Origin of the sequence: Microcella sp., from assembly GCF_019739195.1 — a bacterium.
Classification (GTDB): domain Bacteria; phylum Actinomycetota; class Actinomycetes; order Actinomycetales; family Microbacteriaceae; genus Microcella.
This window is the reverse complement of sequence record NZ_JAHHDS010000003.1, coordinates 980,443-1,002,733: the sequence shown is the minus strand read 5'-3', so window position 1 is coordinate 1,002,733 and position 22,291 is coordinate 980,443. Positions and strand designations below refer to the sequence as shown.

General features: G+C 67.2%; 29 protein-coding genes and 1 tRNA gene. 15 read left to right on the top strand and 15 right to left on the bottom strand.

All coding sequences use genetic code 11. The annotated features are described in order from the left end of the window. Window positions 1-9: 9 nt before the first annotated feature. Both KL788_RS06690 and KL788_RS06685 read right to left on the bottom strand, forming a co-directional pair. Window positions 10-1,833, bottom strand: a complete 1,824-nt coding sequence (locus KL788_RS06690; RefSeq protein ID WP_293169676.1) for a DUF2207 domain-containing protein — start codon at window positions 1,831-1,833, stop codon at window positions 10-12. Window positions 1,834-1,860: 27 nt separating this feature from the next. Beyond that, window positions 1,861-2,202, bottom strand: coding sequence for a YciI family protein (locus KL788_RS06685; protein ID WP_293169674.1), 342 nt, complete (start codon window positions 2,200-2,202; stop codon window positions 1,861-1,863). A 91-nt stretch (window positions 2,203-2,293) separates the two neighbouring features. Between KL788_RS06685 and KL788_RS06680 the strand changes: the two genes are divergently transcribed. After that, window positions 2,294-3,703 (top strand): DUF4389 domain-containing protein, encoded by a 1,410-nt coding sequence (locus tag KL788_RS06680; protein WP_293169672.1) that lies wholly within the window; start codon window positions 2,294-2,296, stop codon window positions 3,701-3,703. A 13-nt stretch (window positions 3,704-3,716) separates the two neighbouring features. Further along, window positions 3,717-4,223 carry a flavodoxin family protein gene (locus tag KL788_RS06675; RefSeq protein ID WP_293169670.1) on the top strand — a complete coding sequence of 169 codons (507 nt, stop codon included), beginning with the start codon at window positions 3,717-3,719 and terminating at the stop codon, window positions 4,221-4,223. Here the strand turns inward: KL788_RS06675 and KL788_RS06670 are convergent. Further along, window positions 4,220-5,317 carry a DNA glycosylase AlkZ-like family protein gene (locus tag KL788_RS06670; protein WP_293169668.1) on the bottom strand — a complete coding sequence of 366 codons (1,098 nt, stop codon included), beginning with the start codon at window positions 5,315-5,317 and terminating at the stop codon, window positions 4,220-4,222. The genes KL788_RS06675 and KL788_RS06670 overlap by 4 nt on opposite strands. A gap of 138 nt (window positions 5,318-5,455) precedes the next feature. On the opposite strand from KL788_RS06670, the gene KL788_RS06665 reads away from it, so the two are divergent. The 3 genes from KL788_RS06665 (at window position 5,456) to KL788_RS06655 (ending at window position 7,545) form a co-directional block, all read left to right on the top strand. Beyond that, window positions 5,456-6,115, top strand: coding sequence for a hypothetical protein (locus KL788_RS06665; protein WP_293169666.1), 660 nt, complete (start codon window positions 5,456-5,458; stop codon window positions 6,113-6,115). Between the two features lie 87 nt (window positions 6,116-6,202). Next, a tRNA-Arg gene (locus KL788_RS06660) sits at window positions 6,203-6,277 on the top strand. A 101-nt stretch (window positions 6,278-6,378) separates the two neighbouring features. Continuing rightward, window positions 6,379-7,545, top strand: coding sequence for a hypothetical protein (locus tag KL788_RS06655; protein ID WP_293169664.1), 1,167 nt, complete (start codon window positions 6,379-6,381; stop codon window positions 7,543-7,545). A gap of 235 nt (window positions 7,546-7,780) precedes the next feature. Here KL788_RS06655 and vapC read toward each other — a convergent pair whose 3' ends face one another. From vapC to KL788_RS06640, 3 genes are read right to left on the bottom strand one after another with little or no spacing between them, the layout of a single operon-like run. Then, entirely contained in the window at window positions 7,781-8,191 is a 411-nt protein-coding gene (gene vapC / locus KL788_RS06650) for a type II toxin-antitoxin system VapC family toxin (RefSeq protein WP_293169662.1), read from the bottom strand. After that, the gene (locus KL788_RS06645; protein WP_293169660.1) at window positions 8,188-8,388 is read right to left on the bottom strand and encodes a type II toxin-antitoxin system VapB family antitoxin; all 201 of its coding nucleotides are present in this window, start codon (window positions 8,386-8,388) and stop codon (window positions 8,188-8,190) included. The genes vapC and KL788_RS06645 overlap by 4 nt, the downstream gene beginning before the upstream one ends. Before the next feature lie 22 nt (window positions 8,389-8,410). Next, window positions 8,411-8,938, bottom strand: a complete 528-nt coding sequence (locus KL788_RS06640) for a hypothetical protein (protein ID WP_293169658.1) — start codon at window positions 8,936-8,938, stop codon at window positions 8,411-8,413. Between the two features lie 153 nt (window positions 8,939-9,091). Here KL788_RS06640 and KL788_RS06635 point away from each other — a divergent pair, with 153 nt between their 5' ends. The 6 genes from KL788_RS06635 to KL788_RS06610 all read left to right on the top strand — a co-directional run bounded on the left by KL788_RS06635 (window position 9,092) and on the right by KL788_RS06610 (window position 12,782). Further along, entirely contained in the window at window positions 9,092-9,544 is a 453-nt protein-coding gene (locus tag KL788_RS06635; protein ID WP_293169656.1) for a hypothetical protein, read from the top strand. A gap of 125 nt (window positions 9,545-9,669) precedes the next feature. Then, entirely contained in the window at window positions 9,670-10,209 is a 540-nt protein-coding gene (locus tag KL788_RS06630) for a hypothetical protein (protein ID WP_293169654.1), read from the top strand. Next, window positions 10,206-10,736, top strand: coding sequence for a hypothetical protein (locus KL788_RS06625; protein ID WP_293169652.1), 531 nt, complete (start codon window positions 10,206-10,208; stop codon window positions 10,734-10,736). Before KL788_RS06630 ends, KL788_RS06625 begins: the two co-directional genes overlap by 4 nt. Before the next feature lie 84 nt (window positions 10,737-10,820). Further along, entirely contained in the window at window positions 10,821-11,639 is an 819-nt protein-coding gene (locus KL788_RS06620; protein ID WP_293169650.1) for a phosphatase PAP2 family protein, read from the top strand. A 119-nt stretch (window positions 11,640-11,758) separates the two neighbouring features. Further along, window positions 11,759-12,358, top strand: coding sequence for a DUF305 domain-containing protein (locus tag KL788_RS06615; RefSeq protein ID WP_293169648.1), 600 nt, complete (start codon window positions 11,759-11,761; stop codon window positions 12,356-12,358). 82 nt (window positions 12,359-12,440) lie between these two features. Next, window positions 12,441-12,782: a hypothetical protein gene (locus KL788_RS06610; protein ID WP_293169646.1), complete on the top strand. Its 342-nt coding sequence runs from the start codon at window positions 12,441-12,443 to the stop codon at window positions 12,780-12,782. Window positions 12,783-12,796: 14 nt separating this feature from the next. Here the strand turns inward: KL788_RS06610 and KL788_RS06605 are convergent, their stop codons facing one another. The 5 genes from KL788_RS06605 to KL788_RS06585 all read right to left on the bottom strand — a co-directional run bounded on the left by KL788_RS06605 (window position 12,797) and on the right by KL788_RS06585 (window position 16,857). Then, entirely contained in the window at window positions 12,797-14,419 is a 1,623-nt protein-coding gene (locus KL788_RS06605) for an ABC1 kinase family protein (RefSeq protein WP_293173219.1), read from the bottom strand. 72 nt (window positions 14,420-14,491) lie between these two features. Further along, entirely contained in the window at window positions 14,492-15,082 is a 591-nt protein-coding gene (locus KL788_RS06600) for a PadR family transcriptional regulator (RefSeq protein ID WP_293169644.1), read from the bottom strand. A gap of 136 nt (window positions 15,083-15,218) precedes the next feature. After that, complete coding sequence (locus KL788_RS06595) at window positions 15,219-15,617, bottom strand: phage holin family protein (RefSeq protein ID WP_293169642.1); 399 nt, start codon at window positions 15,615-15,617, stop codon at window positions 15,219-15,221. A gap of 96 nt (window positions 15,618-15,713) precedes the next feature. Next, a complete protein-coding gene (locus tag KL788_RS06590) occupies window positions 15,714-16,316 on the bottom strand; it encodes a hypothetical protein (protein ID WP_293169640.1) in 603 nt (200 codons plus the stop codon). Then, window positions 16,303-16,857: an RNA polymerase sigma factor gene (locus KL788_RS06585; RefSeq protein ID WP_293169638.1), complete on the bottom strand. Its 555-nt coding sequence runs from the start codon at window positions 16,855-16,857 to the stop codon at window positions 16,303-16,305. The genes KL788_RS06590 and KL788_RS06585 overlap by 14 nt, the downstream gene beginning before the upstream one ends. Window positions 16,858-16,992: 135 nt before the next feature. On the opposite strand from KL788_RS06585, the gene KL788_RS06580 reads away from it, so the two are divergent. Beyond that, a complete protein-coding gene (locus KL788_RS06580; RefSeq protein WP_293169636.1) occupies window positions 16,993-17,439 on the top strand; it encodes a DUF6325 family protein in 447 nt (148 codons plus the stop codon). A 2-nt stretch (window positions 17,440-17,441) separates the two neighbouring features. Next, window positions 17,442-17,714 carry an SHOCT domain-containing protein gene (locus KL788_RS06575; RefSeq protein WP_293169634.1) on the top strand — a complete coding sequence of 91 codons (273 nt, stop codon included), beginning with the start codon at window positions 17,442-17,444 and terminating at the stop codon, window positions 17,712-17,714. Window positions 17,715-17,753: 39 nt separating this feature from the next. Here the strand turns inward: KL788_RS06575 and KL788_RS06570 are convergent, their stop codons facing one another. From KL788_RS06570 to KL788_RS06555, 4 genes are read right to left on the bottom strand one after another with little or no spacing between them, the layout of a single operon-like run. After that, on the bottom strand, window positions 17,754-17,894 hold the full coding sequence (locus KL788_RS06570; RefSeq protein WP_293169632.1) for a hypothetical protein: 141 nt from the start codon (window positions 17,892-17,894) through the stop codon (window positions 17,754-17,756). Between the two features lie 38 nt (window positions 17,895-17,932). Continuing rightward, on the bottom strand, window positions 17,933-18,211 hold the full coding sequence (locus KL788_RS06565) for a helix-turn-helix transcriptional regulator (RefSeq protein ID WP_293169630.1): 279 nt from the start codon (window positions 18,209-18,211) through the stop codon (window positions 17,933-17,935). Window positions 18,212-18,253: 42 nt separating this feature from the next. Next, window positions 18,254-18,973 carry a cache domain-containing protein gene (locus KL788_RS06560; RefSeq protein ID WP_293169628.1) on the bottom strand — a complete coding sequence of 240 codons (720 nt, stop codon included), beginning with the start codon at window positions 18,971-18,973 and terminating at the stop codon, window positions 18,254-18,256. A gap of 2 nt (window positions 18,974-18,975) precedes the next feature. After that, a complete protein-coding gene (locus KL788_RS06555) occupies window positions 18,976-19,806 on the bottom strand; it encodes a FadR/GntR family transcriptional regulator (RefSeq protein WP_293169626.1) in 831 nt (276 codons plus the stop codon). Window positions 19,807-19,934: 128 nt separating this feature from the next. Here KL788_RS06555 and KL788_RS06550 point away from each other — a divergent pair, with 128 nt between their 5' ends. After that, window positions 19,935-21,008, top strand: coding sequence for an ABC transporter ATP-binding protein (locus tag KL788_RS06550; protein ID WP_293169624.1), 1,074 nt, complete (start codon window positions 19,935-19,937; stop codon window positions 21,006-21,008). A gap of 45 nt (window positions 21,009-21,053) precedes the next feature. After that, complete coding sequence (locus KL788_RS06545) at window positions 21,054-22,232, top strand: ABC transporter substrate-binding protein (protein WP_293169622.1); 1,179 nt, start codon at window positions 21,054-21,056, stop codon at window positions 22,230-22,232. Window positions 22,233-22,291 lie beyond the last annotated feature (59 nt).

Sequence of the window (22,291 nt, the reverse complement as noted above, 5' to 3'; positions counted from 1 at the left end):
GCGCGCGAGTTAGCGGCCGCCGCCGCCTCCACCCCCGCCGCCTCCGCCCGAGAAACCTCCGCCGAACGAGCCGCCCGAGAACGAGCCGCCGCCGCTGCCCGACCACGACGAGCTCGAAGCGGGCGCGGTTGTCGTGGCGGACATCCCGCGCACCGCGCTCGTGAACAGGGCCACCTCGAAGCCGGAGCGTCCGACGAACCAGTCGGGAGCCTCATCGAGGGCGGCGACGCGCAGCTCGAGTTCGTGCATCCACTGGTCTTCGACGCCCCAGACGACCGCCCAGGGCAGCAGCTTCTCGTAGAGCTTGACGAGCTCGAGGTTGTTGCCCACGTCGATGCGCTCGGCGCCGCTGGGGCTCTGCAGCACGCGCAAGCGCTCTTCTTCAGCGACCGTGAGGTACAGCTTCATGCCGTCGAGATAGTCCTTCGCCTCGCGACCCTTCTCGGTGAGCTGCAGGGGGCGGATGGCGAGCCCGGCGGCGATGAAGGTCGCGAAGAACGCCCCCATGATCGAGAAGAACGCCAACGGACTGACGTTGAGGAACAGCCCTGCCGAGACGACCACGAGGGCGACGCCCACGAAGATCAGCACGATCTGCAGCGCCATCATGAGCGCCCCGAACCCGCGCCCGGTCGGCTTGCGCTTGAACCCCTCTGGCACGAGAGAGGAGTTGGCCGCGCTCGACAGCGCGTTGAGTGCCGTGGCGAGGCCAGAGTCGTACTCGCCGTACTCCTTGAGCTCACCGGCCACTCGATTGCTGCCGAAGATGGCATCGAGCAGAGCGAGATCGAGCGCATCCGCGTGCTGATTGGTCAGGAACTGCAGCGTGTACGGCGCGTCGCCATCGTCGACCGAGTAGGCCAGGATGCGCAGATTCTTGCGCACAGCGAGGCGCACGACGGCGGCCGGAATGCCCGAGGCGGATCGCCCGACCAGCTGCGCCGACTGCAGAATGTCGATTCCGTCAGGTTCGGAGTACTGCGGAATGATGACGCCGCGCCCCTTCGCCCCGCTGCCCGCGCGCACCCGCGACACGATCGAGGCGATCAGAGCCGCGAGACTTGCGGCACCGACGCCGCCCGAGAGCAGGTGCATCCACCACGGAACCTCTTGCGGCTCGGGCGGGGGAGTCGGCTCGGGGGTCAGGAAGGTGCCCGGCTCGAAGCCGATCGCCACCGTGACGGTCTCGCCGGGGGCGAGGTCGGTCGAGCTTGCCGTGAACGTGCTGCCGTCGGCCTCGATCGTGCACAGCTCGTCTTCTCCGAACGCGCCGACGTAGCACGCCGTGTTGCCTGTGAGCGCTTCGGCGACGTCGGGTGCGAGGGTCACGGTCGCGCTCACGCGGCCGAAGGGCTGTTGCCAGCCGGTGCCGTTGACATCCCAGTAGAACTCGTCAGAGGCGGTGTCGTCGAATGAGCGCACGACGTTCTGCTGCGTGTAGGTGATGACGTAGGTCTGCACGCCGCGCACAAACTCGTCGGTGCCGAGGGCGAGCTCGACAAAGCCGCCCGTGCCGTACGACTCGTAGTAGACCGGCGTGCCGTTCTGGTCGGTAACTGACTCGACGACGGTGTTGAGGGGTACTCCGTCGTAATCGTCGGGGATCGCCCGGATGATGCCGCGGTTCTGGTCGAAGTCAGGAAACCTCGCGACGATCGTCTCAACGACCCGCAGAGTGGCGGTGCCATCGGCCTCGCGGCTCAACGTGTAGTCGGCGTCGAACGAGTCGAACGTGAAGTCGCTCGTGTCGGCGAGAGCAGCGGAGGGCGCGAGTCCGAGCGCGAACCCGGCGGCGAGCAGCGCAGTGAGGGCGAGCCGAGCGGGTGTGCGCATGCGGGCAACCCTAGCGAGCATCCGTCGTCAGGATTCAGGGTCGTACATGAACTCGCGCACCTCTTGCGGGCAGCGGCACGCTGCGGCGACGCGACGCGCCCACTCGACCGCCTCCGCGCGCGTCGGCACCTCGATGATCGTGTGTCCGCCGTCGAGCCTGTCGAAGGCGGAGTAGCGCGGGCCGTCCACCGTGCCGTCGGCGGCCACGGCGACGGGCTGAACGTCTTCGTTGATGCCGCCGCCGAACACGTAGACGCCCGCCGCCTTCATGTCGCGCACGACCTGGTGCGACTCTTCGACGACCTGATCCCACTCGCCGTCGGGTACGTCCATGACGCCGCTGGGAAAGGAGATCAGATACTTCGTCATGAGGGGACTTTAGGCTCTAGCCCCCCTGTAGCGCGATACCCAGACTGGACTGCGCGCAAGCAGATTCCCTTGCAGAGGTGGCGGTCGTCTGATGTCAGAAGCAACCCAACCCATCGAGAGTGCCCGACCCCCGCGTCGCGGGGGCTGGCTCGCCATGATCGTGATCGGCGGCATCATCACGGCGCTCGCCGGCCCGCAACTCGTGGCCTCGGCTGCCCTCGCGACGATAGTCGCCGTAGGAAGCAGCGACGGCTTCGTGGCCGCGCCCACTGCACGCATCTCGACGTCATCGTCGGCGATCATCACGCCCCCGATCGACATTGAAGGAAACGCGATTCCCGAGATCCGATTCGCCGTGACTGCTGGCCGTGATGGCGACGACCCCGTCTTCGTCGGCATCGGACCCTCGGATGCTGTGGCCGAGTACCTCGACGGCGTCGCGGTCGCCGAACTCGACGGACTGCGCGGCAACCCGCCCCGCATCCAGCTCGATGAGATCTCGGGCACCACTCTTGCCGAGTCGCCCGACGCGCAGTCGTTCTGGGTCGCTTCTGAGAGCGGGGCAGGAGCTCAGACCATCACCTGGGTGCTCGAGCCCGGCGATTGGACCCTCGTCATCATGAATGCCGACGGCTCACCCGACATCGAGACGAGCCTGCGTATCGGCGTCGAAGCGCCCTGGGCGGCGCCCGTCGCCGCGGCTTTCGCGATCTCGTCGGCCGTCATGCTGCTCATCGGCCTCGCGCTGCTGGTCTCCGGCCTGTTCGGCTGGGGCCGCGGACGCAGCCTCGACACCTCGCCGATGACCGGGCCGTATCCGGTCGCGGTCACGGGCCACCTCGACCCCGGCCTCTCGCGCTGGCTGTGGCTCGTGAAGTGGATTCTCGTGATTCCGCACTACCTCGTGCTCAGTGTGCTGTGGGTGGGCTTCGGGGCGGCGACGTTCATCGCCTTCTTCGGCATCCTGTTCACGGGCCGCTACCCGCGCGCGCTGTTCCCGTTCACGACGGCGGTGCTGCGCTACACCTGGCGTGTTGCGTTCTACGCCTACTCGGCCCTCGGCACCGACCGCTACCCGCCGTTCAGTCTCGAGCGCACCGACTACCCGGCCGACGTCGAGGTCGCGTACCCCGAGCGCCTGAACAACGGGCTCGTGCTCGTCAAGGGCTGGCTGCTCGCGATTCCGCACCTCGCGATCGTCGGCATCTTCCTCAGCGGCGCTTCCTCGGCGGCGGGCTGGATGGGCGGTCACGGCTGGTCGGCTGGCGGCTCTGCGTCGCTGCTGAGCCTGCTCGTGCTCGTCGCGGCGGTGATTCTGCTCTTCACGGGCGCGTACCGGCGGCCGCTCTTCGACCTCATCCTCGGCCTCAACCGCTGGGCGCTGAGGGTCGCGGCCTATGTCTCGCTCATGCGCGACGAGTACCCGCCGTTCCGCCTCGACCAGGGGCCGATCGAGCCCGCGTCGCCTGATGCTGAGCCCTCGGCTCTCGTCGAGATCTAGAAAGAAGGATGCTGTGCGCGCCATCGTCGTCTACGAGAGTCTGTGGGGCAACACCGAGCAAGTCGCGCGAGCCATCGCCGACGGCCTCGAAGCGATCGCGCCCGTCGAGCTGGTGTCGGCCGACGCTGCCCCCACGCAGTTGGAGGCCTACGACCTCGTGGTCGTGGGTGGTCCGACCCACGCCTTCTCGATGAGCAGGCCGTCGACACGCGAGACGGCCGTGCAGACTCAGAATGCGCCGCGCGTCGTCGAGCGCGGCATTCGCGAATGGCTCGACGACGTGACGGCGGTCTTCCATCCGATCACCGCCGTCACGTTCGACACCAAGGTCGAATCGCCTCGACTGCCGGGCTCGGCCGCCAAGGCCGCACGACATGACCTGCGAGCTCGCGGATTCGATGTGAGCATCTCATCCGAGACGTTCCGCGTGCACGGCTATGAGGGCCCGCTCGTCGACGGCGAGCTCGCTCGTGCCGAGCAGTGGGGTCGCACCCTGGCGTCGACGGTCGTCGCGCACTAGCCAGCGCGCGCATCGACGACGAGCTCGAGCCGCAGCCACCGGGCGAGCGCCTGCAGCTCGGCGTCGACGGCGTCGCGCAGCTCGGTGTCGAAGGGCTCATCTTCGGTGACCCCGTGCACCGTGAGGGTGCCCGCGCGGCGGTCGGCGCGAGCATCCACCGACCCGACGAAGCGGTCGTGGTGCAGTATCGGCAGCGCGAACGGACCACGGCGACGCAGGCGCTCGGGCTTGTACATCTCGATTCCGTAGTCGAAGTCGAAGAGTCGCAGCTGCCGCTGCTTGTCGGTCATGAGCCGGTCAAACGGAGACAGTAGCGCGGTGCGGCCCTCGAACGGCCGGTCGAGCTGCGCGGGGTCGACGCGCCAGCGCCCCGGCACGCCTTCGATCGTCGCGGGCTCGCCCACGGGCACGACGCCGTGCAGCTCGTGGGGTGAGACCGCGATGCTGTCGCGCATGATGCCGCACGCCGCCAGCAGGTGCTCGCTACGGATGCGCGCGGCCTCGTCGCGCGGCACCTCGACGGAAGGCGGCAGCACGTTCGTCGCGAGATCCCACACGCGCGACCGCCCGGCACGACCGACGACGGCGAGCTCGCCGGCGCCGTGCAGGCACTCGAGCATCTGGGTGACATTGCGGTCATTGGTCCAGCCCGTCGAGGGCCACGGGGCGACCGCTTCGTCGGGGATGTCGGCCGACGTGAGCGGCCCCAGATCGCCGATGCGGTCGAGGATGCTCTGCCGAAAGTCGGCGTTCGCCTCGACCCACGCACGCGCACCCGAGCGGTCGAGCCACGTGCGCATGCCCGCGGTGAAGAGACCCACGTGGCTGATCGGGCGGAGCATCCACAGCCTCTCCCACACGCGACCACTCGCGAGCGCGCGCTCGGCGTCGCCGGGCCGCACCGCCTCGCCCAAGCGCGAGTAGAGCACGTGGTCAGCCGCGGGCATCACGATGTTCGTCAGCTCGACGCGCACCATGGCGAGGCCGTGCACGACGCTGTCGATCGAGTCGACCTCGGCCGGGCCGTCGAGCATTGCCGCGCGCACGGCGATGCGGCGCGCCTCATCGCGGCGCAGGTGCAGTGCGGCGGTCACGCCTGCAGAGTATCGGCGCGTTACAACACAGGCCTTCTGCATGTCAACGGTGTGTTGCGATTCTCTGCCCGCACCTAGCGTGGTCGGCGACGCACGAACAGTGCTCGCATGACAACCACGCACGAACGGAGAGGAATCATGGAATCGCCACGAACGCGCGCCACGACGACCACCGCCACCGGGCGCGCCACCACCACCAACGATCACGTCGCCGCTGACCCGGTGTTCGCGGGAGTACCCCCGCGTTCGTCCGCCATCTCCTGGGGCGCCGTCTTCGCCGGCGTTGTGACCTTCATCGCCGTCACGGTGCTGCTGTCGCTCGTCACGGCAGGCATCGGACTCGGTGGAGCCGGTGTCGCTGCTGGCATCTGGAGCATCATCGCGACCGTGATCGCGCTCTTCGCGGCCGGCTGGGTCGCCGGGGCCCTCGCTCTGCGCAGCGGTCTGCTGCACGGCTTCCTCACGTGGGCGACCTCGCTTGTCGCCGGCCTCGCCCTGACGTTCTTCGTCGGAGCCAGCGCGCTTGGCGCGGTCGGCGGGGCCGTGAGCAACGCCGCCGATGACGTCTTCACGACCACCGACATCGAGCAGCTCATCGAGGACATCAACTCGGGCGAGTTCACCGACGAGGAAACGGTCGACGAGGCCTCAGACACTGCACAGGCGAGTGCATGGTGGAGCTTCGCAGGCCTGCTGATCGGTGCAGGTATCGCCACCCTCGGTGGTGCGGCCGGCGTTCGTACCGTGGTGACCCGCGACACGGACTCAGGAGCACACGCAGCGACCACAACTCGCTGACTCGATCGCCCTCCGCTCGGTGGCGTCCAGAGAGCATCTGGACGCCGCCGAGTCTTGTTGCGTTCTTCCCTTTAGAGTGGATGCACCGCCTCTGTAGCTCAATGGAAGAGCAGTTCCGTCCTAAGGAAAGGGTTGGGGGTTCGAGTTCCTCCAGGGGCACCACGAGTCGTTTGCGGAAATAGGGGATTTCGTTTGCGGAAATCCGTGTCGATCGGAACGCTCGGCGCTCACGACCGAAGGATCGCTCGTGAAAGCATGTGAGCATGTCCTACGACCTCGCCGTCTACACGTCGCGCGCCGCTTCGACTGAAGAGCTTCGCACGCTGATTGCGAAGTCAACCGGGCTTGCTGTGGAAGAAGGCACAGATCGATCGTTCACAGTCGTTCGTGGTGTGCGACGCCGCTATTGCTTCACGATCGACGGACCAGTTGTGGTCGAGGCCGAGGATGTTCCCGAAGATGTAGCCGCGTTAGTTCTCGGCGCGCGATTCCTCTACTCGATCAGCGTCGAGGGAACTATTGAGTCTGAGATACCGCACGCAACACGCTTTGCCCGCAGACTCGCTGAAGTTCTCGACGGAGCTTCTTCAGATCAGCAGTCGGGTGAGGTGTGGTCCCGCTCACGTTCTCGCATGATTCAGAAGCCGGAGAGGCATTCACGTGTCGAGGTGCTCAAGCTCCGTTGGGTTTGCCTTCGCGATGAAATGAAGCCCGATGCGGCTTCCATCTTTCTTGACACGGCTCGGCATATTCTGCCCGAAGCCTTGCCGCGACGATTCGGCGAGTACGAGCCGTTCCAGGGCAAACTCGCCCTGGACGGCGAGGGGGGCTTCCGCCGCGCATGGGAAGAGTCCATCTTGTCGCTGCACACGTCGGGCACGGTGCCGTGCCTGGGAGGGTACCTGAGCGCGGGGCCCTCCGCGCTTCGCCCAGATGCGTTCTGGTCGCTTTCGCTCGACTTCCTTGCGGAACCGATAGAAGATGCGAGGTGGCAGGTCGCTATCCGGCACCTCTTCACGGCGCTTGCGGACCAGCTGCCGGCCTTCTACGCGTCTGCTGAGGTGACCGGCGGCAACATCTGGACCGGGCGTTCGATCTGGGTCGACGGAGAGACGGAGTGGGGGATCAACCCAAAGGCGCGAGAGGGATGGACAGGACTACCGCCGTTGCCGACCTGGTGGACGTGGTTGGGGCACCCCTACGAACAGTACTTTCCGTTTCTCCCGGTTGACCGGATTAGCTCGACTGCCCGCGGAGTGTTGTACGAGGGCTCAAGCGAACCCAGCGGCCCGAGCCAACTCCCTCACTTGAGCGAGTGGCTACCCGCAGACCTATTCTCGAATCTCGCTCCGAACCCTCATTCTGTGAGGCCAGCACCGCTCCTTCACGCTGTCACGATTCCGACCGTACTGCGGGAGCGCGGCGGCTGATTGAGGTCGTCGTCATCCTGAAGTCGTTCACCTACATGACGGGGACTGTCTACGTCAGCTCATGTTCAAGCCGAAGTGCCACCGATGCTGACCAACCGGTGGCATTCGCTCACATTGGAACTTCAAGCTGAGCCGATGGGATCAGCCCCAAACTCAGTTCCGGAAATGCCGTCCGCTTGCCTGCATCTGGCTAGCGTCTTAGTCATTCCGCAAACGCCCCACCACGCAGCGGCAACTACGAGCCGCTCCCGCTCCACAGCCGAAGGCTGCAGTGGCGAGCGGCGTGCACGAAGTCGCGGTCGGTGCTGAGTAGTTCGAGGTCGTGAGCGATGCACAGTTGCGCGATGAGGGCGTCGATGGTGCCGAGCTGCACTCCGGCGCGGCGGCACGCGTTGCGCAGGTCGGCCGCCGCGATGTGGTCGTCGCGCGTCGGCTGCACGGCAGGGAGCCCGCCGAAGCGTCGGCGAATCTCGGTCTGGGTGCGCTCCGGCAAGAATCCTTGAAGAAGCTCCTGCACGATGAGACCTGTCGTCACCACTAGGTCTGATTCGAGCGCCTGCGTCAGCCCCGCAACCGCGGGGTTGTTCGGCGGCACGTCGCGACGTAGCGCGAGCGACCACACGCTCGTGTCGACGAGCACGGTCATGCGCGCGTGCGTTCCGCCTTGTAGTCGAACGAGTCGTCCCACTCCAGGGTGCCGACGAGGTCGAGCAGGCCGAGCTGTTCACGCCGGGCGATGAACTCCCGCAGCGCCAGTGTCACGGCTGCCTTCTTGGTCTTCTCACCGCTCACCGCGAGGGCGCGCTCAAGCAGCTCGGGATCGAGTGCCAGATTCGTTGCCATCGCCGCCTCCTTACACACGACTCTACACAGAACCTGCTGGCGGTACTGCGCGAAGGCGTAGCCGCCTTGGTGCACAGGCCGCGCATTCGCAGGAGTCGAACGGATGCGGGCCAGGGATGACGACCGCGCGAGGCAGTTCGTCCGCGAGCGGGTATGTCGCGAAGGTGTACATCGGCCCCGTCGAGGCCCAACACTCACGGTCAGACACCTGAATGCCCAGGAGCCGAACCCCTCGGCAACTCAGCCACTCCTCGACAACCTTGACGCGAGCCCAGTCGAAACCTTCGGGGTACCCCGATGCATCGGCGACGTGGTAGCCGAGTGCAACGAATCGAGTGTCGTACTTCGGCAAATCTTCGTTGTTGTCGGGTATTGCGCGGTCGATCAAGTCGAGCGCGGCGGCGTCGAAGCCTCCCGAGAACGAGGGAATCACAGTGCAAATGTCTGTGACGCGCAAGTCGGCGTCGAGGCAGACCATGCGGAGCGCGCCCGGTTCACGTCGCTCGGCGAACAAGAGAACGTGCAGGTCGTAGCCGGCTTCGATGATCATGCGCCGAACCTAGGGGTGTGCCAGTGCGCTCCTCGCCGGTGGCTTCAGTGCCGTGGAGTTCCGGCACCGCGGTGCAACTGGGGACGACTCGGCACCGGCGGCACGCCACACCAGACAGTGGCGCGAGCCCTGCCCGACCCGGAAGATGGGCGGGTGACGACCGCCCGCGCTGCAGCGCAACCCGTTCCCTATCTGTTGCGGGTGCAGTCGTTCGATCGCGAGCGCGTCGAGTTCTTGCCCAGCGCTGATGCGGTCTTCGTCTTCCGCCGCGGCGATGCGGGCACAGATGCCGTGGCGATCCTGCCCGGCGCATCGGTCGTGACGCTGGATGACGTGGTCGACGTCTGGTCGCTTGCGCCGACGGTCGTGAAGGCGATGCTCGGCCCGCCGGCGGCGTTGCGCGGCGCAGTGCTGCGCGCATCCGATCACCCCGCCCTGCGTCTGTTCGCCCAGGCGACGGATGCTCGCGCCGCGATCGCGCTGCTGCACGACCTCCGCTCGGCACTGACGGTGACGCCCGACGAGGCCGAGTTCGAGCGCATCTGGCGGGCACAACTCGCTCGGGCTCTACGCCGACGGGTCGCACTATGCGCGGGCGAGTCGTGAGCTCACCGGCTACCCGCCCACTCATTGGCGAAACGTGTCGCTTCCGTTCTATGGCGGCACCACGGCGCACACCTACGGTGGAGGGGACGCGCACAGCGAGCGCTGACAACACCGAAGGAGCGATCGTGGCATTGGGACCCAAGGCGATGGGCGAGGCGATCATCGCGAACCTCAAGCGCAAGTCAGGGCAAGACCTCGCCGAGTGGCAGGCCGTGTTGGCGGATGAGGGCATCGACGACCGTACCGCCGCCGAGGCGCGACTCATCGAGCACGGCCTCGGAAAGTTCCAGGCGATGACGGTGGCCGAGGTGACGTTCGCGCAAGACCGGTACCGGTCGACCGATGCACTCGTCGACGACCTCTTTCGCCGCTTTCCCGACCAGCGGCCGTTGTTCGACCGCGCCGTCGAGCTGGGCGATGCGAGCGGGCTGCGCCTGCAGCCCTGTCGCGGCTACGCGCCGCTGTATCGGGATGGCCGCATCGCGATCTCGTTCAAGCCCACTGCTCGCGGTCTCTACGCGGCACTCATTCTGCGCGACGCCGCCGACTGGCCCGAGCGCCAGCCGCACAAAGCTTCGCTCGGCGGCAGCACGCGCCTCACCGACGGCGTGTACCTCTCGTCGTCGTCTCACATCGATCGACTGATGAAGGAGGTTGCGCCGTGATCGACCACGTGCTGCAGTGGCTGCTGGTCACGGTCGTGTTGGTGCTGCTCAACGGTGTTTCGCAGCAAGTGCCGTGGGGCATCGGTTCGGCTCGCCAGTATCGGCAGTCGGCGTCAGGGGAATCGGCTCGGGCCGACGAGCCGAAGGTGGTCGACGTCAGCAGCACCCCGGTCGTCACCGCCGAGTTTGATGAGCGTATGGCCGCTCAGGTGAGCACCCTCACGACCGATCGCACCTTCTCGTGGATTATCAGCAAGCCCCTCAGCTACTACCGACCGGGCCGCTATCTCGCGATCGAGGTGTTCACCCAGGCACTTGTCGCTGCCGCGATCGTCGGCCTCGTAGCCATGGTCGACGACGCCATTGCTCTCATCGTCATCGCCGTCGCGGCCCTCGCCACTACCGTCGCGGTGTACGGGCAACTCACGAACTGGTGGGGGCTCACCCTGCGGTACGCGGTCGGGGTCAGTGTCACGCTCATCGTCTCGTGGGTTGCCGCGGCGGCATTGATCTCACTGATCTGGTGACGGCCGCAAGGCCTTGCGTCGCGTGGGGAACCTTGCGACCGTCAAGGGAGTCTCCGCGAGCGAGACAAGTGAGGCAAGGGGTGTATGGCGGCGTTTCTCGCCGAGGTGGCAGCACAGGCCGGATGGGCGATACCCGTCGCGGCTGTGCTCTGGTTCATCACCCGCCGACTGACCACCGTCGAGTGTTCGACTGAGTCGGCAGCCGCGTCTGTCGAGAGGGTCGAGCGACCAGCATGGCAACGGGCGCTCGGCCTTGTCGCGGCAGCCGCACTCGTTCTAGCGTTCACGATCGCTCTCGGGTGGCTCATCACACGAGTGCTGGCCCCCGTTCGCGAACTCGACATCGCGATCATGGCGTGGTTCGGGGCGCATCGAACTGAGGCTGCGACGGTCGTCGCGTTCGCCGTCGACCAGATCGGCAATACGCCCGGCATCATCGCCATGGTGATCATCGCCGCCGCGGTGGCTCATGCGATGTCGCGGCGGTGGGCGCCAGCGCTCGTCATCGTCGTCGCGGCTGCGGGGGAGACGTCGATTTTTCTGCTTGCCCAACTGGCGATCAGCCGAGCGCGGCCCGACATCGAGCGATTGGCGGGTGAGCCCGCGACGTCGTCGTTTCCGTCTGGACATGTCGCGGCGACCATCGTCACCTACGGCTGCATCGCCCTGCTGGCGATGTCGTGGACTCTGCATCCGCTGCGCGTCGTCGCCGTTGTCATCGCAATCACGCTCGGGCTGGCGATGGCCTGGGTGCGCTTGTACCAGGGGATGCACTTTCCGAGCGACGTGCTCGCAAGCTTCGTCTTCGCGTCGCTGTGGCTCGCCGCGTGCTGGTGGGCCTTCCGCCCCGGTGCGAGAGGAGAGAGGGTGCGTGGCCGACGAGCGACTCAGTCACAGGAGTGACCTCGCCTTCGTCGATACCAGCCCAGTGGATCGTTGTCGAGGTCTTCCTCGACTCTCGAGAAGCTCTTACCGTAGTGCGGCATCGCGCCACTGTGCGCACCGATTGAGGGGAGCAGGTCATGCCGACGGAGAACGACGACCGTCACCACGACGACGAGAGCACCGACGAGAAAGCGCCGGTCAAGCACTACTGGCGATTCGCCGCGATGGTGCTGTCGGGCACGGTCGTGATGTACGCGACGATGTATGCCGGCACCTGGGAGTGGAGTCACGTGCGCTTCAGTGAGAGCCGTGTCTTCATGGCCTTGACGATGGGCGGCACGATGGGCCTCGTCATGCTCGCGTGGATGCTACACATGTATCGCAGTACGCGCGCCAACATCGTGGTCGTGCTCGTGAGCGTGCTCGCGCTCGGCGGGGGCATCGCACTCGACCGTAGTCAGGTTTCGGTCGACGACTCTGACTATCTGAGTGCCATGATTCCGCACCACTCGCTTGCGATCACGCGCTCGGAACGCGCTGGCCTCACCGACGTTCGCGTGTGCGAACTCGCGGTCGAGATCAGCGAGGCGCAACGGCGCGAGATTCTCGAGATGGAGTGGCTCATCGACGACATCGCCCGCAATGGGGAAGCGACGACAATCGATGACGCGGATGCTCGCCCCGTGCCGCCCTTCGATCGACCGGCGTTGCGCGACTGCGGCAGTGAAGCGGAGTGAGGGTGACCGCGGGATTATGCCCCGCTCAGATGCGTCATGCAAGGGGCTGACGGAAGACCGAGGTTTGGGCCACGGTGAAGGGATGAGAAAGCTCTACTACTCTGGCGGATCCATCATCATCAGCGACCAGGTGTGCAAGGCGGTGCTGCGTTACGCCCGTGCGTTGTCGCACCACAATACTTCTGACCTGATCATTCTGCCGGCGTTCACCGAAGAGTTCGGCAAGGGTGTCGCACACATTCTGATCGGACCAGCAAGCCAGATTCTTTCGGTGCCGACCGCCGACCTCGACATCGATCTGGCCGACTCGCGCATGGTCGAGATTCTCGAGTCGCGCACGAAAGAGCTCGATCCCGATCGCCCGGAGTGGAGCGAAGACGTCGCCGACGTCATGGACCTCGACCAGTACGACTGGGGAATGTGACCGCTGGCCGCGGGCTACCGCAGCCGCCAGGGCGCGATCACGTGGAGGAGCGGGAAGGCTGACGCACCGAGCAGCACCCAGCTGAGCACCTCATCCGACTCGCGCAGCAGCACGCCGCCGATGAGCAGCGCCGCGAAGAGGATCGCCGAGGTGGTGCGGCGTTGACTCGCGTCGAGTACGCGCAGTCGCTGCTCGACTTCGGGGCTGCGCACGGCGAGCTCGCCGCGGTCGATGCGCGTGGCGAGAGCATCCACCCGCTGGGGCAATCGGGCGAGAGCTGAGACGATCGCGAGCGCCTCGCGACCGACCGAGCGCACCGTGGATGCTCCGCCGCCGTTGAGCAGAGTGCGGGCGAAGGGGTCGACGGCGTCCCACATGTTGAAGTCGCGGTTGAGGGCGCTCGTCACGCCCGAGATGAGCGAGATGGTGCGCACGAGCAGCAAGAAGCTCTCGGGCAGCTGGAACGGCAGGGCGCGCAGCAACTCACTGAACTGTAGGGCGAACTGCTCGAGTTCCCGCGGATCGATGCGGGTGAGCTCGGCGACGCCCATTCCGCCGAAGCGGTCGAAGAGGGCAGTGATGGCGCGCTCGAGCTCGACCGTGTCGGCCGAGGGCAGTAGCACGCCGAGGCGCTGCGTCGCCACGACCCAGCCGCGCGCATCGCGCGAGGCCACGGCGAAGATGAACTGCTGCAGGCCGGCCTTGAGCTCGTCGGTGATCTCGCCCATCATGCCGAAGTCGATGTACGTGAGGGCGAAGCCGTGCTCGGCATCGGGCGTGACGAAAATGTTGCCGGGGTGCGGGTCGGCGTGGAAGAAGCCGGCGACGAAGATCTGCTCGAAGGTCGCGCGCGCCAGCTCTGCAGCGACGGCGTTGGGATCGATGCCCGCCGCCTGCAGGCCCGCAACATCGGTGATCTTGATCGCGGTGACATCGCTCAGCGTCAGCACGCGGCGCGCGCTGCGCTCCCAGACGACGACCGGGGTGCCGACGCGCGGGTCGTCGGCGAAGTCGCGCGCGAACCGCTCGACGTTGATCGCCTCGTGCACATAGTCGATCTCTTCGAGGCTCGTCGTCGCGAACTCTTCGACGAGCGCGGGGGCGTCGGCACGGCGGTTGATGAGTTTCACGCGTGACGCCCAGCGGCCGACACGGCGCAGTGCCGCGAGGTCGACCTCGACGACGGGCTCGATGCCGGGGCGCAGCACCTTGATGACGACACTCTCGAAGCCCTCGTCGGCCGCAAGGCCGGGTGAGAGCCGAGCGCGGTGCGCCTGGCCGAGCGAGGCTGCGGCGATCGGCACGGGCTCGATGTGCGCGAAGGCCCGCTCAAGCGGCATGCCGAGTTCGCGCTCGAGCTGCTCGACGATGCGCGCGAAGTTTTCGGGCGCGACCTCGTCTTGCAGCCCCTCGAGCTCGCGGGTGATCTCAGGAGGCAAGATGTCGAGGCGCGACGACATGAACTGCCCGACCTTGATCATGAGCCCGCCGAGATCGACGGCGAGGTCGTGAAACCGCCGGGCGAGCTTCTGCAGGCGACGGATGCGCCCCTTCGCCGCGAATCGCGCCAAGCCGAACCGCGGCAGCACGAGCTCGAACCACCAGGCCTGCGCAAAGGCGCGCGCGGCGAAGCGCATGATGCGGCGGTAGCGCGCCTTCAGCGCCGGGTCGTTCGTCGGAGCGCGGTTCACGCCCTCATTCGGCACGACTCAGTCTTCAGCGAGGATGGCGTAGAGCGCCTTGCGCGTCTGGTCGAGCAGCGCCGCGGCGCGCTCTTGCTGCTCGCGCGTGCCGCTCTGGGTGACCTGCGCGGCGGCCTGCGCGAGCTTGGCTCCGGCGCGCGGCACGGCCGAGGTGCGCTCGTTCCAGTGGTCGTTCCAGCGTCCGCTCATGCGGTCGGTGAAGTCGCTCATGCTCCAGTCGGGGCGGCTCCAAGCCTCGTGCTCGCTGTCGTGCGCTTCGGCGGCAGCAGCGGCGGCCTCGCGGCCCGCGTCGGTGAGCGTGTAGACCGTGCGCTCGCCGTCGTGCCGCGTGCTGACGAGACCCTCATCAGTGAGCAGCTGCAGCATCGGGTAGACCTCGCTCGCGGCGGGCATCCACGAACCGCCACTGGCGGCGGTGATCGCCTGCATGACCTGGTGGCCATTCTTCGCGTCGTGGGCGAGCGCGGCGAGAATCGCGGTGCGCAGATCGCCGTGGGCGGTAGCGCCCCGCGACCCGTTGCGAGGCGTGAACGCGTCGCGGAGGTTCTCGACGGCCTCTCGAAGGTCGAAGCCGTTGGAGGAGGACGAGCTGCGCATAGCGGTTCCCTTCACGCGATGGCGGGGGAGCGTCGAACGGCGTCCTCTCCGCAGACTCAGCGTAGAACGGTCACCTGGATGCACGCCGACCCTGCACTCGGCGCAGGCTGATCGTTTTCTGGGCCGACGGCGCAGGTCAGGGCTTCGCGGCGGCGCTCGAGTCGGCGAGTTTGCCGCGCAAGAAGAGCAGCGGCAGCAGCCAGCCGCCGAGCGCCGTGATGAGCCAGACGATGAGGCTCGCGAGCACCCACGTGTCGATGCCGCTCAGCGTGATGCCGCCCGGAAAGAGGCTCGCGAGCAGTAGCGCCACGAACGTCGAGACCAGCCCGATGCCGCCGAGCACGGCGGGTGCGTACTTGCGCGCCATGTTCACGATGAAGGGGGTCAAGATACTCTGCGCGATCGCGAACACCGCTACAGCGATGATGAACCCCGAGGCCGAGAGCCCGAACCCGGGCAGCAGCAACGAGGCGACGAACAGCGCGAGGGCGGCCGTGCCGACGTAGATGGCCAGGCGGATGAGGAAGCGGATCACGGGCTGCGCCTTTCGTTGCGGAGCGAATTGGGCTCACCGTATACCCGGCGGGCCGTCGCCACATAGAGGCGAACGGCCCACCGCCGGCAGATGCGCTCAGCTGCCGAACGCCGCGTCGTAGACAGCGCGCAACTCGGCGGTATCGGCACCGCTGAGCCCGCATCCGGTGACGGTGCCGTCGGTGGCGACCACGAGCACGGTGTCGCCCGCCGCGAACGGCACGAGCGAGAAGTCACTCGTCAGTTCATCGACCTGCGGCACGGTCACTCGGTCGGCGACCTCGCCTGCGAAGCGCTCGGTCACCTCGAACGTCACGACATCGCCCTCGACAGTCAGCACGCGTGCGGCGAAGGCTTGTTCCTGGTCGAGCAGCCCCTCCGGGGTCACTGCCAGGCAGCTGCCGCTTGCGAGTCCGCCACCCTCGGGCAGCGCGAGCTGTTCGACGCTGGGGGTGCCGCCCAGCATGAGCGGCACGGCGATCGCCACCGCCGCAGCGGCCGCGGTGCCGGCGATCGCGATCGGCACCCAGATGCGCATCGCGGGGCTGCGGCGAACGTCGGCGGTCGGTGCGAGGGGGGTCTGGTCGGTCATGAGCTGCTCCATCCTGTGGTCGAGCCACGTCGGCGGGAGGGGAGCGAGGTCGCGTGCGGGGTCGGCGTTGGCCAGCTGCTCGCGCAGCAGGCGGTCATCGTCGCGCATCGGTGCTCCCTTCCTCTGTCTCGACATGTCCGGCAGGCGGCGCCGATGTCAGCAGTTCGGTCTTCAGTCTCGCCTTTGCCCGGCTCAACCTGAGGGCGGCGGCGTTCGCACTGATGCCGAGCACGGTCGCCAGCTGCGGAGTCTCGAGGCCTTCCCACGCCCAGAGGCGCAGCAGCTCGGCATCGTCGCGGCGCAGCTGCGCGAGGGCATCCCGCACCGCGTCAGAGCCGCTCTCGTCGGCCGAGAACTCGACGACGGCTGCAGGCGGGTCGAGCGCGATGATCTTGGCGGTCAACCGGCCGCGGCGTCGCTCGGCGCGCTGCGCGTTGGCGAGCAGGTTGCGCGCGACGACGAAGGCCCACGGCACGGCCTCGTCACCAGCCGGCACGTCATCGAGGCGCCGCCAGCAGACGAGCATCGTCTCGCTGAGCACATCGTCGGCGGTCGCGGCGTCGGTGCGACGTGCCAGATAACGCCGCACGGGCTCGAGAATCTGCTCGGCGAGCGTGCGGAAGCGCTGCTCGCGCTCGGCGTCGGTCACGGTGCTCACACTGCACCATGTCCGGCAGCGTCGTCGAGATGTCAGCCGGCAGAAACCCGTGCTCAGTTCACAGCCTCGAAGCCTGGTATCGCAGTGCTGAGCATGGCTACGCTGAGCGCGAGCGAAGGAGCCGCCATGGCCACTGCAGACGAGTACGAGCGCCTCGGACCGATCGACTACGTCGTCATCGAGTTCCCTGACGGAAAGGTCACGGGGGCGGGCTTCCGCCGCATTGTCGAACTGTCGGATGCTGCGCGCATCCTCGTGCTCGACATCGAGTTCCTCACCAAGGGCAGCGATGGTGAGGTCGTGACGACTCCCGCCCACGACCTCGGCGAGATCGACGGCGTTGACATGGCGTTCTTCGACGGTGCCGCCTCGTACCTGCTCGACGACGACGACATTCACGAGATCGGCGAGGCGATGTCGCCGGGCGCGGTCGCCGTCGTCGTCATCTACGAAGAGTTGTCGATGATCTCGGCGCTCGCCGCCTGGCAGAACGAGGGCGCCGTCTTGCTCGCCGAAGGACCGATCGAGGTCGAGGCGCTGGTCGCCGCGATCGATGAGACTGAGAAGGACTGACCATGAGACTGCTTCGCACTGCCACCCACGCCGCCGTCGCCAGTTCGGTGCACGGCAAGGTTCAGCGTCGCCAGCACGCGAAGTGGGCGCAGGCCACGGCTGCAGCTCCGGCGGCCGCCGCAGCTCCGGCCCCCGCGCCCGCGGCCGCGCCTGCTGGGCCAGCGAACGACATGAGCGCAACTCTCGAGCAGCTCAAGCAGTTGGGCGAGCTGCGCGATGCGGGCATCCTCACCCCTGAAGAGTTCGAGGCAAAGAAGGCCGTCATACTCGGCTGAGCGGTCGTGCGGTGCTTGAACCGCACCCGTACGTGCGGCCTAGGTGTTGAGTAGTACGAACAGCAGGGTCGTGCCGCTCACCGTGAGCCCGACGAGGCCGAGGATGAGCACCCAGGTGAGAACCTTCATGTTGCGCACGCGGCCCATGAAGCCGACGGGGCGCTCATCGTGATCTGACATGGTGCGAGCCTACTGCCGGGCGAGACCGTTTCAGGTGCTCAGCGCAGCTCAGCCAGCGCCGAGATCAGTTCGCCGACCGTGTGCCCCGCATTCGACGGATGCCGGAGCGGCGCCGTCGGAACCACCGAGTAGTGGTTGCGCCGGCCCCGGCGTTCGCGCTCGAGGTAGCCGGTGGCCGCGAGATCGCCGAGGATCGTGACGGTCGACCGCGTCGAGATGCCGATCTCGTCGGCGAGCTGCTGCACCGTGGCATCGGGATTCTTCGCAACCTCGAGCAACACGTGCGCATGGTGGGTCAGGAAGGTCCACGACGACATGCACTCAGTGTGCCAGGCGCCGCGGAAGAGACGGAACAGTTCTCAGCGAGCGATGAGAACGTCGAGCGCCATGCCCGGGCACGCGAACCGCTCGAAGGCATCGAGATCGTCGCCGCGAATCGTGTCACCGGTCGCGCGCGCGGGGCTCGTCGAGAGCAGCACCCGCCCCACGCCGTTGACGATCGAGATGTCGCCGCCGAACGCTGCGAGGCGTGGCGTGAGATCGCGTTCGACCCGATCGATGAGCAGGTCGAGAGCGACGGCGCCGACGAACACCTCGTTGATGTGCACGGGCGCGGCCACGGTGATCGTGTATTCGTCGCTGCAGAGGTAGTCGACATACGGACCGGCGACGTGCGGCTCACCGGTTTCGTGCGGTACGCGGTACCACTCAAGCTCGCTGTAGTCGATGTGCTCTTTGTTGACCGACTGCGCGGCCAGCACGAGCTGTGCCCGCTCGGGCCCCTGCCACCAGGCGAGGTGGCTGTTCGCGTCGGCCAGCCAGTCGAGCGCCGCGATGAAGCCCGATCCGTAGACGGGCAGGTCGACGGTGTCGAAGAGCCGCAGGGCCGAGGGCTCGACGAGCTCGTCGAGGCGGTCGGTCGTGAGCGGAGCATCCGCTCGAGCCGCATTGATTTCGGCGGCCAGCTTCTCGCGCCAGTCAGCCAGCGCATCGATGGCGCGGGCGAAGTACTCGGTCACGAGCTCGACCGGATGCTCGGCGGCGGTGCTCGACGCGGGCGTCATGGGGTGGATACTCACGGTCAGCTCCTTTCGGGGCGGGTCGGTGTGGCCGGCGCCGGCGGAGCCGGCACGGTCGCGACGGGGGCGGTCATGGTGGCTCCGTGTCGTTCACGGTAGGCGATGAGCCAGTCGATCATGAAGCGAGTGCCGTCGCGCAGAGCAGAGGTCGCGGCCCCCGCGTCTCCTGCGCCGACGGCGCCCAGCACCTCGAGCAAGTGGTCGCGGTTCGTGCTGCGGCTGGAGGCATCGGTATCGATGAGGGCGAGCAGCGGGGAGAACTCGCCCTGCAGCTTCATCTGCTCGCGCGTGAGGCGCGCCGACTGGCTGAGGGCTGCAAGCTCGATGACGGCATCGTCTGAAGCGCGCCGCCACGCTGCGAGGTCGTGGTCGTCGACGCGCTCTAGCCGTGCGCGGATGCTGGCGATCTCACTGGGGTCGGCTCGGCGAGCGGCAAGGTCGACGCAGGCCGAGGTGATCGCGAGGTAGTGCTGGCCGGCGTCGCGCAGGCTGACGCGAGAGCTGTCGAGCAGTGCACGGGTCGCGAACTGCACCGGGTCGGCGCTGTCGGCGACGAAGCTGCCGCCATTGCGCCCGCGGCGCGTGACGATCAGGCCGCGCTCGCGCAGCACGAGCAGCGCCTCGCGCGCCGTGGCGGGCGCCACGCCCATGGCCGCGGCGAGCTCGGGCTCGGCCGGCAGTCGCTCGCCGGCCGAGAGCACCCCACCCATGATCGCCTCGGCGATGCGGCGCTCGACCAGGGCGGCACGGCCCTCGTCGCCAATCGGCTGGAAGACGGCGCTGTGCAGCCGCGTCGGGCGACCCGATCGGGGCGGCGCACTGCGGAGGCTCATGGGCTCATTCTGGGGCACCGACCTGTGATCGATACTCGGCCGTTACGCGATCGAAACAAAAGATATGAAACTATACGTTTACAGTTATCGCACCGACCACAACGATGTCTCGGAGGAGTGCCGCCGCAATGTCAGACCTTTCCGCGTCGACCACGTACGGCGCCGTCACACCCGATGAGGGTCAGGGAGCCGTGCACCTGACCGACGTCACCAAGCGCTTCGGCGACACTGTCGCGGTCGACAGCCTCAACCTGACCGTCGAGTCGGGCGAGTTCTTCTCGATGCTCGGCCCCTCGGGCTCGGGCAAGACAACGGTGCTGCGCCTCATCGCCGGCTTCGAAGAGACCAGCGGCGGATCGATCACGATCGCCGGCGCCGACGTCACTCACGCGGCCCCCTTCGATCGCACGGTCAACACCGTCTTCCAGGACTACGCGCTCTTCCCGCACATGACCATCGCCGACAACGTGGGCTACGGCCTGCGCGTGCGCAAGGTCGACAAGGCTGAGCAGCGTCAGCGTGTCAGCGAAGCCCTCGCCCAGGTGCGGCTGAGCGAGCACGCCGACCGCTTGCCGCACCAGCTCTCGGGCGGCCAGCGGCAGCGCATCGCCCTGGCGCGCGCCCTGATTCTGCAGCCGCGCGTGCTGCTGCTCGACGAGCCGCTCGGTGCGCTCGACAAGCAACTGCGCGAGCAGATGCAGATCGAGCTCAAGCAGATTCAGCGCGAGGTCGGCATCACCTTCATCTTCGTGACCCACGACCAAGAAGAGGCGCTGACGCTCAGCGACCGCATCGCGGTCTTCAACAACGGTCGCGTCGAGCAGGTCGGCACGCCGCGCGAGGTCTACGAGTACCCGCAGACGGCCTTCGTGGCCGGCTTCTTGGGCCTCTCGAACCTCATCGACGCTGCCCACGCCGAACGACTGACGGGCGTGCCGAAGGCGATGAGCGTGCGCCCCGAACGTGTTCGACTGGTGGATGCTCGCACCGAGCCCGCCGCCCACGAGACCTGCGTCGACGGCACGATCGTCGAGACCGTCTACACCGGCCCAACCACGCGGTACATCGTCGACACCGTCGACGGGCTGCGCGTCGTCGCCGAGCGGCACAACGATCACGCGCCCGACGACACGGCGCCCTACCACCGCGGCGACATCGTGCGGGCGGTCTGGGTGACCGAGCACGCCGCCGTCGTGCCCTGACCCACGCACCAACACCCCGCAACACCCCTATCCCAAGGAGAAACCATGAGAAAGCAGTTGATGGCCCTCTCGGCCATGACCGCGGCCGCAGCCCTGCTGCTGGCCGGGTGCGCCACCCCGACCGGCACAGACGGTTCGGGCGAGCTCGTCTTTGATGTTCCTGATGTGCCCATGCTCGAGGCGCTCGGCGACGCCGAGGGCTCGGTCGACATCGTCGCCTGGTCGGGCTTCGTCGAGCCGGCCTGGGCCGACACCTTCACCGAAGAGACCGGATGCGTCGTCAACCGTCGCGTGGCGGGCACCAGCGACGAGATGGTTCAACTCATGCGCACCGGCGACTACGACCTCGTGTCGGCCTCGGGTGACGCGAGCCTGCGCCTCATCGTTGGCGGCGATGTCGCCCCGATCAACCGCGAACTCCTCCCGAACTTCGGCGACGAGATCGTTCCAGGCATGCAGGGTCAGCTGTACGACACGATCAACGGCAAGGTTTACGGCGTTCCGATCGGCCGCGGCGCGAACATCCTGCAGTACAACGCCGACGTCGTCACCGAGACGCCGACCAGCTGGGACATCGTGTGGGAGGCCGACAGCCCCTACGCCGGCCAGATCACAGCGTACGACGCTCCGATCTACATCGCCGACGCCGCGGTGTACCTCATGTACCACCAGCCCGAGCTCGGCATCACCAACCCCTATGCGCTCGACGAGACCCAGCTCGCTGCGGCTGTCGACCTGCTGAAGCAGCAGAACGAGATCGTGGCCGAGTACTGGGCCGACCCCGTCGCACAGATCACCTCGTTCCTCGGCGGCACGACCGTCGCGGGCACCTCGTGGGAGATTCTGCGCAAGCTGACGGCCGACGACCGCATGCAGGGCACGCTGCCGCAGGAGGGCTCGACCGGCTGGTCTGACGCGTGGATGATCTCGAGCGAGTCTGACTCGCCGAACTGCGCGTACCTCTGGATGGATTACACCAGCCAGGCCGACGTCAACGGTGCCATCGCCATGAACTTCGGCATGGCTCCCGCCAACGGCGCGTTTTGCGAGACGAGCGACGAAGCTGCTGCTCACTGTGAAGAGTTCAACGCTCTCAACGAGGAGTACTTCGAGAACGTCTGGTACTGGACCACCCCGATCGAGCAGTGCATCGACGGCCGCACCGAGGTGCAGTGCACCTCGTTCCAGGACTGGACCAACGCCTGGGCAACCGTCAAGGGCTAGCTCTTGACCGCGGTGGGGCGAGGCTGACCGTCTCGCCCCACCGCACCACCTCGATCTGA